This is a genomic window from Streptomyces sp. NPDC056222 (assembly GCF_042264065.1).
GTDB lineage: Bacteria > Actinomycetota > Actinomycetes > Streptomycetales > Streptomycetaceae > Streptomyces.
Map to the genome: position 1 here is coordinate 1 of NZ_JBHJTL010000156.1, position 10,221 is coordinate 10,221.

At 70.5% G+C, this 10,221-nt stretch carries 9 protein-coding genes; 5 read left to right on the forward strand and 4 right to left on the reverse strand.

Annotated features, from left to right (window positions below; translation table 11 throughout):
- On the reverse strand, nucleotides 1-299 hold a 299-nt coding region (locus ACFC0D_RS37005; RefSeq protein ID WP_376446085.1), incomplete at its 3' end, for an acyl-CoA dehydrogenase family protein.
- An 88-nt stretch (nucleotides 300-387) separates the two neighbouring features.
- Here ACFC0D_RS37005 and ACFC0D_RS37010 point away from each other — a divergent pair.
- Nucleotides 388-1,167, forward strand: coding sequence for a hypothetical protein (locus tag ACFC0D_RS37010; protein WP_376446087.1), 780 nt, complete (start codon nucleotides 388-390; stop codon nucleotides 1,165-1,167).
- A gap of 36 nt (nucleotides 1,168-1,203) precedes the next feature.
- On the opposite strand, the gene ACFC0D_RS37015 is transcribed toward ACFC0D_RS37010, so the two are convergent.
- Entirely contained in the window at nucleotides 1,204-1,713 is a 510-nt protein-coding gene (locus ACFC0D_RS37015; RefSeq protein ID WP_376446089.1) for a hypothetical protein, read from the reverse strand.
- Nucleotides 1,714-1,732: 19 nt separating this feature from the next.
- Nucleotides 1,733-2,680 (reverse strand): helix-turn-helix domain-containing protein, encoded by a 948-nt coding sequence (locus ACFC0D_RS37020; RefSeq protein ID WP_376446092.1) that lies wholly within the window; start codon nucleotides 2,678-2,680, stop codon nucleotides 1,733-1,735.
- Between the two features lie 100 nt (nucleotides 2,681-2,780).
- Between ACFC0D_RS37020 and ACFC0D_RS37025 the strand changes: the two genes are divergently transcribed.
- The 4 genes from ACFC0D_RS37025 to allB all read left to right on the forward strand — a co-directional run bounded on the left by ACFC0D_RS37025 (nucleotide 2,781) and on the right by allB (nucleotide 7,762).
- Entirely contained in the window at nucleotides 2,781-3,812 is a 1,032-nt protein-coding gene (locus ACFC0D_RS37025; protein ID WP_376446095.1) for a saccharopine dehydrogenase family protein, read from the forward strand.
- A gap of 318 nt (nucleotides 3,813-4,130) precedes the next feature.
- Nucleotides 4,131-5,612, forward strand: a complete 1,482-nt coding sequence (locus ACFC0D_RS37030; protein ID WP_376446098.1) for an NCS1 family nucleobase:cation symporter-1 — start codon at nucleotides 4,131-4,133, stop codon at nucleotides 5,610-5,612.
- Between the two features lie 23 nt (nucleotides 5,613-5,635).
- On the forward strand, nucleotides 5,636-6,361 hold the full coding sequence (locus ACFC0D_RS37035; RefSeq protein WP_376446101.1) for an aspartate/glutamate racemase family protein: 726 nt from the start codon (nucleotides 5,636-5,638) through the stop codon (nucleotides 6,359-6,361).
- A gap of 63 nt (nucleotides 6,362-6,424) precedes the next feature.
- Nucleotides 6,425-7,762: an allantoinase AllB gene (gene allB, locus ACFC0D_RS37040; RefSeq protein ID WP_376446103.1), complete on the forward strand. Its 1,338-nt coding sequence runs from the start codon at nucleotides 6,425-6,427 to the stop codon at nucleotides 7,760-7,762.
- 80 nt (nucleotides 7,763-7,842) lie between these two features.
- On the opposite strand, the gene helR is transcribed toward allB, so the two are convergent.
- Complete coding sequence (gene helR / locus ACFC0D_RS37045; RefSeq protein WP_376446105.1) at nucleotides 7,843-9,993, reverse strand: RNA polymerase recycling motor ATPase HelR; 2,151 nt, start codon at nucleotides 9,991-9,993, stop codon at nucleotides 7,843-7,845.
- Between the last annotated feature and the right edge of the window lie 228 nt (nucleotides 9,994-10,221).

Here is a 10,221-nt window from a genome sequence, read left to right on the forward strand (position 1 = left end):
AGCGAGCCGAGCTTGTTCACGGCCGGGATCAGGGAGGACGAGCCGCAGGCGCGGGCGACCTCCTCGATCACGATCACCGTCGCCAGCGCGTCCGCACCGGCGCCGCCGTACGCCTCCGGCACGTGCACGGCCTGCAGGTCGGCCGCCACCAGCGCGTCCAGCGCCTCCTGGGGGAACCGGCCCTCCTCGTCGACCGCCGCGGCGAACGGCGTGATCTTCGCCTCCGCCAGCGCGCGGACCGTCTCCCGGAGCATCTCGTGCTCCTCGGACGGGCGATACAGGTCGAAGTCCTTGCCCATGATGGCGAGCTCCCCTAAGGCTTGTGGCACTGAGTACCCTCAGCAAAACACACTCAGTGCCATGAATGCCAGTGGCTAGGCTCACGGCATGCTCCAGATCTTCGAGGTGGAGGAGAGCCGCTCGGACGCTGCCGTCTGCATCGTCCGCTGCGTGGGCGGCCAGGTGAGGCCGGGGGACCGCTTCGAGGGCGGGGCGCTGCTCCTCGACCGGATCCAGCTGTACGGCCGGGAGGTGCCGGAGTTCACTCCACCGCTCTCGGCGAGGGTGCTCCTCTCGGGCACGGGCGTGCGTGTGCTGCGGCCCTGGATCGTGATCGTCTCCGACGGGCCGCGGCGGTACGGGTACGTCGGGCCGCCGGAGATCCGCGCGGCGGCCGCCGGGAGCAGCCCCGGCCGGGTGATGCGTACCCCCGAGGACTTCACGGCATGGGTCGCGGGCCAGGGCGCCGCGGACCTCGACGAGCCGTTCACCTATGTCGTGGACGAGGGCGGCTTCCTGCGACTCGCACCCCGGCGCAGTGAGCATGTCGCCTGTGCCGGACGCGGCTGGGTGCGCGCGGCCGGTGAGATGGCCTTCGTGCGGGGTCCGGGCGGCTGGGAGGCCGTCGAGACGAGCAACCAGTCGACCGGCTACTGCCCCGACCCGGACTCCTGGCCGTCCGTGGCCGCCGCCCTCGACCGTGTGGGGCTCACCCATGAGGGACGTTTCATCCATGAGGTCGTGTTCCGGCGGTGCCCGGCGTGCGCGGAGCTCAATGTCGTACGCGACGGGGAGTACGTCTGCGCGCTGTGCGGGAACCCTCTTCCGTTCCACTGGAACCCTGCCTGGGCGGCCCGTCCCCTCGAACCCGAGCGACCGGCTTCGTGACGACCACGGCGACGGCGTCGCTCCGATCCGCGGAGTTCAGCGAGGCCGTGGAGACCCGTCGCCGATCGCGGCGGCTCGCGGCAGGGAGGAGGCCTCACCCACGGCGGCGAGGAGTTCGAGAGGGAACTCCGGGTCGGCCTGGCCGATGGTCAGGGCCAGCCAGCGGTCGGAGGGGTGCAGGTGCCACACCCGCATGGTGCCGGCCACATTGCTCAGGAAGCCCAGCGGTTCGGGGGCGACACGGTCCGGGTCCGGGTTGTCGACGCTGAGGTACGGCCACAGGTCGACCGTGGTCGGACTGCCCCAGCGGGCGGCCAGGACGGCAGCCAGTGCGGCGAGGTCGGCCTCCAGCTCCCGCTCGGCCGCCTCGACGATCTCCTCGCCGCGGTCGTCCCAGAAGTCCCGACTCCGCCGCAGCACGGCCACGTGGTGGCCGGGCCCGCTCCACCCGCCGTCGCCGATGTCCAGCCTGCCCTCCCGCTCGGGGAACGGCAGGGCGCTCAGCTCGTCGACGATCGACAGGTGGGATCGCTGCGGGCTCGGCATGAGCGCAGCCTAACCGCCGTCAACGACCGCGTGAGCTGCGGAAGGTGCGGCGGTACGTGTCCGGGGGGACGCCGATCGTGCGGTTGAAGTGGCGGCGCAGCGTCGTGGCCGTGCCCATGCCCGTCGCCTCCGCGATGGCGTCCACGCTGTCGCCCGTCGTCTCCAGCAGTTCCTGGGCGCGCCGGATCCGCTGGGTCAGGAGCCATTGGAGCGGCGTGGTGCCGGTCACCGACCTGAAGTGGCGGCCGAGGTTGCGCGAGCTCATGTTCGCCCGGCGAGCCAGGTCCTCCACCGTCAGGGCCTGGTCGAGGCGTTCGGTCGCCCAGGGGAACAGCGCGGCGAGGGGGTGGTCGTCCTGTGCGGGCACCGGCGCCGTGACGAACTGCGCCTGCCCGCCCGCCCGATGGGGAGGTACGACGAGGCGGCGCGCGACCGTGTTGGCGACCGCCGAGCCGTGGTCGAGGCGGACCAGATGCAGGCACAGATCCATCGCGGCGGCCTTGCCCGCGGAGGTCAGCACGCTGCCGTTGTCCACGTACAGAACGTCCGGATCCACCTCGACCCGCGGATACCGCGCGGCCAGGACGTCGGTGTGCGCCCAGTGCGTGGTCGCCCGTCGGCCGTCCAGCAGTCCGGCGGCGGCGAGCACGAACGCGCCCGTGCACAGCGAGGCCACCCGCGCTCCCGCCTCATGGGCCGCGCGCACCGCGTCGACCAGCTCGGTGGGCGGCTCCTCGTCGACATCGGCCCACCCCGGCACGATCACCATGTCCGCGTACGGCAGTCGGTCGAGCCCGTGGTCGGGCTCCATCCGGAACCTGCCGAACCGTACCGGGCCGGGCCCGCAGACGGTGACGCTGTACCAGGGGTCGGCCAGTCGGGACAGGTCGGCGCCGAACACCTCGTACGCCACGGACAGTTCGAAGTGCAGCATCCCGTCGGTGACGGCCAGCGCGACAGTACCCATGTCCGAAATTGTACGGGCCATGTCGTTCCGGACACTCGCGGCGGTTGGCGCCCGCAGCAAGACTGTTCACAGTTGAACGATCGAGCGCGGGGAGAATGCGATGAAGTCGGGTCACACGGTGACGGTGTTCGGTGCCTACGGACACACCGGGCGTTTCGTGGTGGCGGAGCTGCTGAACCGAGGGTTCGTCCCGGTCCTGTCCGGCCGCGACGCGGACAAGCTGCACGCCCTCGCGGCCTCCCACCCGGGAGTCGACGTCCGGCCGGCCGCGGTCGACGACCCGGCCGCCCTCGACCGCGCGCTCGTCGGCGCGGACGCCGTGATCAACTGCGCCGGACCCTTCGCCGCGACCGCCGCCCCGGTGATCGAGGCGGCGCTGCGCGCCAGGATCCCGTACGTGGATGTGGCTGCCGAGATCGAGGCCAACCTCGACACGTTCGCGCACTTCGCGCAGCGCGCGACCGCCGCCGGCGCGGTCGTGATCCCCGCGATGGCCTTCTTCGGCGGCCTCGGAGACCTGCTGGTCACCGCCGCCATGGGTGACTGGACGACGGCCGATGAGGCGCATGTGGCGTACGGGCTGAGCGGTTGGCACCCCACCGCCGGGACCCGTACCGCCGGCGCGGTCTCCCGGGAGCGCAGGGACGGCCGACGCGTCGTCTACAGCGACGGGCGCCTGGAGTACCGCGACGACGCACCGGCGACGCTGAAGTGGACCTTCCCCGAGCCGATGGGAATCCGTTCGGTGATCGGGGAGTTCACCATGGCCGACGTCGTCACCGTGCCCAGCCACCTGGCCATCCCCGAGGTGCGCACCTACATGACGGTCGAGGCGGCCCGGGACCTGTCCGCCCCGGACACGCCGGCGCCGACCGCGGTCGACGGGCACGGCCGCTCCGATCAGACCTTCCTCGTCGACGTCCTCGTGCGCTCCGGCGGCGAGGAGCGACGCGCGGTGGTCACCGGCCAGGACATCTACGCCGTCAGCGCCCCGCTCGCGGTGGAGGCGGTCCATCACGTCCTCACGGGGCGGACCCGGACGGTCGGTGTCGCCTCGGCCGGCGCGATCTTCGACGCGCCCGAGTTCCTCCGTGCCCTGTCCCCGCACATCTCGTTCGGGCTGCGCCCGTAGGGTCCGAGCTTCCGCCGCGTTCCGCTCACCCCCGCCACCGTTCCCTCGGTGGCGGGGGTGGTTGCGTTATGGGGCGATCCAGCACGTTTCAAGTCATATGCCCGCGCGTGGAAGTTGCCGCCCGGAAGCCCTTGACGATGACCTTTGGCGAAAACTACGTTCTGATGCGCGGAAAACAACTTCCACTTTGTGGAAACGCCTAAAGCCTCCGCCCAAGACCTCCACCGGTCGCCGGGCCCCCGCACGCGCCGCCTTCCCCCTCGGCGCGTCCCCACGGGCCTCGTCGCGACCTCTACCGAACACGTGAGGGCCCGTTCGATGACTGCTGTGGATGCCCGGCCACCCGAGACAGCCGCCGGAGCCGCCAGCTCCGTTCTGTACACCTACGATCTGGCCCCCACGAAGAAGGAAGGGCGCCGCTGGGGCGCCTACAACGTCTTCACGCTCTGGGCCAACGACGTGCACAGCCTCGGGAACTACGCGTTCGCCATCGGCCTCTTCGCCCTCGGGCTGAACGTATGGGGCATCCTGGCGGCCTTCGCGCTCGCGTCCGTCCTGCTCTTCCTGCTGCTGACGCTCTCCGGGTTCATGGGACACAAGACGGGCGTCCCCTTCCCCGTCATGAGCCGCATCGCGTTCGGCATCAAGGGGGCGAAGATCCCGGCCGCCGTCCGCGGCATCGTCGCCATCGCCTGGTTCGGCATCCAGACGTACCTCGCGTCGGCCGTCCTCAGCGCCCTGCTCATCGCGATGTTCCCCGGGCTGCGCTCCATGGACACGAACTCGCTGCTCGGCCAGTCGACGCTCGACTGGATCACCTTCCTCGCCCTGTGGGCCCTCCAGCTCGTCATCGTGAGCTACGGGATGCAGATGATCCGCAGGTACATGGCCTTCGCGGCGCCCACGACGCTGATCACCATGTGCGCCCTCGCGGTCTGGATGTTCGTGCGTGCCGACGCCTCCCTCTCCGTCTCCATCGACGAACCGCTCATCGGTGGGGAGATGTGGCTGCAGATCCTCCAGGCCGCCGCGTTGTGGGTGGTGATCTACGGAACCTTCGTACTGAACTTCTGCGACTTCACCCGGTCCGCCAAGAGCCGCGGCGCCATCGTCCGCGGCAATGTGATCGGGATCCCGCTGAACATGCTGTTCTTCGCCGTCATCGTGGTGGTCCTCAGCGGGGCGCAGTTCAAGCTCGACGGCCACATCATCACCAGCCCCACGGACATCGTCCGGACCATTCCCAACATGGCGCTCCTGGCGACGGCCTCGCTCGCGCTCATCGCCCTGACGGTCGCGGTGAACCTGCTGGCCAACTTCGTGGCGCCGATCTACGCCCTCATCGACCTCTTCCCGCGCCGGCTGAACTTCCGTCGCGCCGGCGTGGTCAGCGCGGTCATCGGTCTGGTGATCCTGCCCTGGAACCTCTACAACAGCCCGATCGTCGTCAACTACTTCCTCGGCGGGCTCGGAGCGCTGCTCGGCCCCCTCTTCGGCGTGATCATGGCCGACTACTGGCTGCTGCGGAAGTCCCAGGTCAACGTGCCCGACCTCTACTCCGAGGACCCGCAGGGCGAGTACCACTACCGCCGCGGCTTCAACCCCCGTGCCGTCGCGGCCTTCGTCCCCGGCGCCGCCGTCGCCGTCGTCGTCGCCCTGGTGCCCTTCTTCCACGCCGTGGCCGGATTCTCCTGGTTCGTGGGCGCCTTCCTCGGCGCGGTGCTGTACGCGCTCATCGCGGACCGCACCACGCAGATCCGGGACGTGGACGGCGAGTCCATCGCCGTCGCCGCCGAATGAACCACCGAGCAGAAGGCCGAACCATGCGCATCCTCGTCGTCAACGTCAACACCACGGAGTCGATCACCGAATCGATCGGCGAGCAGGCGGCCGCCGCGGCGTCACCCGGCACCGAGATCGTCCCGTTGACACCCGCCTTCGGAGCGGAGTCGGTCGAGGGCAACTACGAGAGCTATCTGGCCGCCATCGCCGTGATGGAAGCGGTACGCGCCTACCCGGAGCCCTTCGACGCCGTGATCCAGGCCGGATACGGCGAGCACGGCCGGGAAGGACTGCAGGAACTTCTCGACGTCCCCGTCGTCGACATCACCGAGGCGGCCGCGAGCACCGCCCAGTTCCTCGGCCGCAGTTACTCCGTCGTCACGAGCCTCGACCGTACGGTCCCGCTGATCGAGGAGCGCCTCCATGCCGCCGGTCTGAGCGCACGATGCGCCTCCGTACGGGCCAGCGGGCTCGCCGTGCTCGACCTGGAACGGGACGAGAACGCGGCGGTCGACGCCATCGTCGAGCAGGCCGCCCGCGCGGTGGAGGACGACCGCGCGGAGGTGATCTGTCTGGGGTGCGGAGGCATGGCCGGCCTCGCCGAGCGCGTCGTCGAACGCACCGGGGTCCCGGTCGTCGACGGCGTGAGCGCCGCGGTGGTGATCGCCGAGTCCCTCGTACGCCTCGGCCTGACCACCTCGAAGGTGCGCACGTACGCGTCGCCGCGGCCGAAGCGGATCGTCAACTGGCCCCCGCGGGCGAGCTGACGACGCGGGTCACGCGGCGCAGACACGAAGACAACCAGCAACCTGGAAGAGGAGGGGCATCCGTTGCCCGACGTACAGCTCGTATTGCGTTCGACACGCGTCATCACCCCCGAGGGGACGGGGCCTGGGTCGATCGCCGTCTCCGGCGGGACGATCGCCGCCGTGCTGCCGTACGACGCCGAGGTCCCGACCGGTGCGCGACTGGAGGACGTCGGCGACGACGTCGTACTGCCCGGCCTCGTCGACACCCATGTGCATGTGAACGATCCGGGCCGCACCGAGTGGGAGGGGTTCTGGACCGCGACGCGCGCGGCCGCGGCCGGTGGCATCACGACGCTCCTCGACATGCCGCTGAACTCCCTTCCGCCGACGACGACGGTGGACCATCTGCGGGTCAAGCAGGATGTCGCCCGCACCAAGGCGCACATCGACGTCGGCTTCTGGGGCGGCGCGCTGCCGGACAATGCGAAGGATCTGCGGCCGCTCTTCGACGCCGGTGTCTTCGGCTTCAAGTGCTTCCTGTCGCCGTCCGGCGTGGACGAGTTCCCCGAGCTGGACCAGGAGCAGCTGGCGAACTCGCTCGCCGAGATCGCCGGGTTCGGCGGGTTGATGATCGTGCACGCGGAGGACCCGCACCACCTGGCGGCGGCTCCGCAGAAGAGCGGCGAGAAGTACGCCGACTTCCTGGCGTCCCGGCCGCGTGACGCCGAGAACACGGCGATCGAGAACCTGATCAACCAGGCCCGGCGTCTGAACGCCCGCGTCCATGTCCTGCACCTGTCGTCCTCGGACGCGCTGCCGCTGATCGCCGCCGCGAAGGCGGAGGGTGTCCGGATCACGGTCGAGTCGTGCCCGCACTTCCTCACGCTCACGGCGGAGGAAGTCCCGGACGGGGCGACGGAGTTCAAGTGCTGCCCGCCGATCCGTGAGGCGTCGAACCAGGACGCGCTGTGGGAGGGGTTGGCGGACGGGACGATCGACTGCATCGTCTCGGACCACTCGCCCTCCACGGCCGACCTCAAGACCCCGGACTTCGCCTCCGCCTGGGGCGGCATCTCGTCCCTCCAGCTCGGCCTGCCGGCGATCTGGACCGAGGCCCGCCGCCGGGGCCACAGCCTGGAGGACGTCGTCCGCTGGATGTCCGCCGCTCCGGCCCGTCTCGCGGGTCTGGTGCGCAAGGGTGCGATCGAGGCCGGTCGGGACGCGGACTTCGCGGTCCTCGCCCCGGACGCGACGTTCACGGTCGACCCGGCGGCGCTGGAGCACCGTAACCGGGTCACGGCGTACGCGGGCAGGACCCTGCACGGCGTGGTGAAGTCGACCTGGCTGCGCGGCGAACGCATCAACACCGACGGCACCCTCACCGAGCCGACCGGCCGCCTGCTCGCAAGGAACGACTGAAGCAGGCACTGCCCGGGGAGGAAGCGTCACCGACACGAGTCGACGACGCCCGTCCCCGGGCGCTGTGCCTCAAGCCGGCGTCAGGAGCTCGTGAGGATGACGAGCCGCTGGGTCGCACGCGTCATCGCGACGTACCGGTCGACCGCTCCCTCCATGCCCGTGCCGAACTCCTCGGGGTCGACGAGGACGACCAGGTCGAACTCCAGGCCCTTCGAGAGCGCCGGGGTCAGCGACTGGACGCGGGGCGTCGGCCGGAACGTGGGATCGCCGATGACGCAGGCGACCCCTTCGGCATGCGCGGTGAGCCAGCCGTCGAGGACCGAGTCGAGATCCGCCACGGATCCGTGGACGACGGGGATGCCGCTGCTGCGGATGGATCTCGGCACATTGGCGTCCGGCAGCGCGGCCCGGATGACCGGCTCGGCCACCGCCATCACCTCTTCCGGCGTCCGGTAGTTGACGCTCAGGGAGGCCATCTCGATCCGGTCGAGCCCGACCCGCTCGAGCCGTTCCCGCCACGACTCCGTGAAGCCGCGCCTGGTCTGGGCGCGGTCCCCGACGATCGTGAAGCTCCGGGACGGACAGCGCAGCAGCAGCATCTGCCACTCCGCGTCGGTCAGTTCCTGAGCCTCGTCCACGACGATGTGGGCGAACGGGCCGGCGAGCAGGTCCCGGTCGGTGCCGGGCAGCGCCGTCTCATCGACCAGGCTGTCCTGCAGGTCCCGCCCCCGCAGCATGGTCACGGCACCCTCGCCGTCGGCGTCGGCGGCGACGATGTCGTCGATGACGCCGGCCATGCGCTCGCGCTCCGCGGCGACAGCGGCCTCGTGCCGACGCCTGCGCCGCGACGCCTCAGGGTCGCCGAGCCGCTGCCGTGCCGCGTCCAGGAGCGGCAGGTCGGACACCGTCCAGGCCTGCGGCGCATCCTTGCGCTGCAGCAGGCGGACCTCGTCGCGGCTGAGCCAGGGCGCGCACATCCGCAGATACGCGGGTACGGACCACAGATCCCCGACCAGGTCGGCCGCTTCGAGCAGGGGCCACGCGCCGTTCAGGGTGTCGACCAGCTCCTTGTCCTGGAGCAGCGACTTCCGGAACAGCTCGGGCGGTACGTCGCCGTCGAACTTGTCCATCAGGATCGAGACCAGCTCGTCCCAGATCTGATCACGCGCCTCGTTGTGCGGCGTACCCGGTCCCGGTGCCGCGAACGCCTCGGCCCATTCGTCGGCGCTCAGCCGGATGTCGGACCAGGCGGTGGTGACCGTCATTCCCCGGGAGGGCGGCTCCTCGTAGAACCTGACGGCCTTTTCGATCGCCTTCACCATGTCCGCGGACGACTTCAGACGCGCCACGTCCGGGTCGGTCTCGCTCGCCGCTCCGGCTCCCTCTTCCACGAGGTCCCGCAGCGTGCAGGTCTGCACGCCCTCCTCCCCGAGGCTGGGGAGGACGTCGGAGACGTAGTTCAGATAGGGCCGGTGCGGACCGACGAACAGCACGCCGCCGCGACGGTGACCGAGGCGGGGGTCGGAGTAGAGGAGATAGGCGGAGCGGTGCAGCGCCACGACGGTCTTTCCGGTACCCGGTCCGCCGTCGACGACCAGGGCACCGCGGGAACTCGCACGGACGATGGCGTCCTGGTCGGACTGGATGGTGGCGAGCACGTCGCGCATCCGGGGCGACCGGTTGGTGCCCAGGCTGGCGATGAAGGCGGACTGGTCGTCGAGCGCGGCGCGCCCCTCGAGCCCGTCGGCGGCGAACACCTCGTCCCAGTAGTCACTGATACGGCCGCTGGTCCAGCGGTATCTGCGACGGCTCGCCAGACCCATCGGGTTGGCATGGGTGGCCGCGAAGAACGGCTCGGCCGCGGGGGAACGCCAGTCCAACAGCAGTCGACGACCCGTGCTGTCGGTGAGGCCCAGCCGTCCGACGTACACGGGCTCGCCGTCGTCCGCGCCCACGATGTGGCCGAGACACAGGTCGAGACCGAAACGACGCAGGGCGCGCAACCGGCCGGTCAGCCGGTGGATCTCCGCGTCCCGCTCCATCGCCTCCCGGCCGACACCGCCGGGCGCCTTGCGCGTGGCGTCGAGCCGGTCGGACAGCTCGGCGATCGACTGCTCGAGGCTCTCCGCGATGGCGGCGAAGTGCTGTTCGTCGCCGGCGATCAGCGACGGCTCGGCCTTGGGGGAGAGCCGGTCGGAAAGGTCGAACGCACTGGTGGTCAGAGGGTTCAGCGAACGCACTACGTGAGTCTCCCGTTTTTCTGCGGTTTCTGGCTGAGGCCAGTGATTCTGCGCCACGACGGGGGCCTTGCGGCAAGCCCCCCGGTGCGCTATATCTTGAGAGTGGCGAGAGGTGGGAGTTCCCTCTCGCATTTCTTATGTCCACTCCGAGCGGACGATTCCCGCGGATGGGAAGCTGCACCGCGCCGTGCACGGACCGGGCGGTCGACGACGCTGCGC